Below are 1,662 nucleotides of genomic sequence, written 5' to 3'. Positions count from 1 at the left end.
ACTGCTTGGACGCGCATATCCAACAGCGCGCTTGCCCTATCCTCCTGCGTCCCTCCATTGCTCAAACGGAAAAGAGGTGGTACAGGAATCTCAACCTGTTGTCCATCGCCTACGCCTTTCGGCCTCGGCTTAGGTCCCGACTAACCCTGAGCGGACGAGCCTTCCTCAGGAAACCTTAGGCATTCGGTGGAGGGGATTCTCACCCCTCTTTCGCTACTCATACCGGCATTCTCACTTCTAAGCGCTCCACCAGTCCTTCCGGTCTGGCTTCTCAGCCCTTAGAACGCTCTCCTACCACTGTCCGAAGGACAGTCCACAGCTTCGGTGATCCGTTTAGCCCCGGTACATTTTCGGCGCAGGGTCACTCGACCAGTGAGCTATTACGCACTCTTTAAATGGTGGCTGCTTCTAAGCCAACATCCTGGTTGTCTAAGCAACCCCACATCCTTTTCCACTTAACGGATACTTGGGGACCTTAGCTGGTGGTCTGGGCTGTTTCCCTTTCGACTACGGATCTTATCACTCGCAGTCTGACTCCCATGGATAAGTCTTTGGCATTCGGAGTTTGACTGAATTCGGTAACCCGATGGGGGCCCCTAGTCCAATCAGTGCTCTACCTCCAAGACTCTTGCCATGAGGCTAGCCCTAAAGCTATTTCGGAGAGAACCAGCTATCTCCAGGTTCGATTGGAATTTCTCCGCTACCCACACCTCATCCCCGCACTTTTCAACGTGCGTGGGTTCGGGCCTCCATTCAGTGTTACCTGAACTTCACCCTGGACATGGGTAGATCACCTGGTTTCGGGTCTACGACGACGAACTGATGCGCCCTATTCAGACTCGCTTTCGCTGCGGCTCCGTCTCTTCAACTTAACCTTGCACGTCATCGTAACTCGCCGGTTCATTCTACAAAAGGCACGCCATCACCCGTTAACGGGCTCTGACTACTTGTAGGCACACGGTTTCAGGATCTCTTTCACTCCCCTTCCGGGGTGCTTTTCACCTTTCCCTCACGGTACTGGTTCACTATCGGTCACTAGGGAGTATTTAGCCTTGGGAGATGGTCCTCCCGGATTCCGACGGGATTTCTCGTGTCCCGCCGTACTCAGGATCCACTCAGGAGGGAACGAAGTTTCGACTACAGGGCTGTTACCTTCTCTGGCGGGCCTTTCCAGGCCGCTTCCTCTACCCCGTTCCTTTGTAACTCCGTGTTGAGTGTCCTACAACCCCAGAAGGCAAGCCTTCTGGTTTGGGCTGATCCCGTTTCGCTCGCCGCTACTCAGGGAATCGCATTTGCTTTCTCTTCCTCCGGGTACTTAGATGTTTCAGTTCCCCGGGTCTGCCTTCGCTGACTCTATGTATTCAAGTCAGGATGCTGCTCCATTACGAGCAGCGGGTTTCCCCATTCGGAAATCTCCGGATCAACGCTTACTTACAGCTCCCCGAAGCATATCGGTGTTCGTACCGTCCTTCATCGGCTCCTAGTGCCAAGGCATCCACCGTGCGCCCTTTCTAACTTAACCGTTAGATCGCTTAAGACCGGATGGTCTTAAGGCTTGTGTTCATTTCTTCAACCGGTAAACGGACGAAGAAAATCATAAGGTCGTTTCTTACTCGTGTGAATGTTTGACATTCATATCGTTATCTAGTTTTCAAAGAACAA

1 rRNA gene is annotated in these 1,662 nt (G+C 52.7%); it reads right to left on the bottom strand.

What is annotated here, in order from left to right:
- Positions 1-1,522: ribosomal RNA gene (locus ACQCV8_RS20095) — 23S ribosomal RNA — on the bottom strand; the annotation flags it as partial.
- Between the last annotated feature and the right edge of the window lie 140 nt (positions 1,523-1,662).

This window comes from Metabacillus sp. 84, assembly GCF_050107715.1.
In the GTDB taxonomy this organism is placed as follows: Bacteria; Bacillota; Bacilli; order Bacillales; family Bacillaceae; genus Metabacillus_B.
The sequence above is the reverse complement of the archived record's forward strand: the minus strand, read 5'-3'. Positions and strand labels throughout refer to the sequence as shown.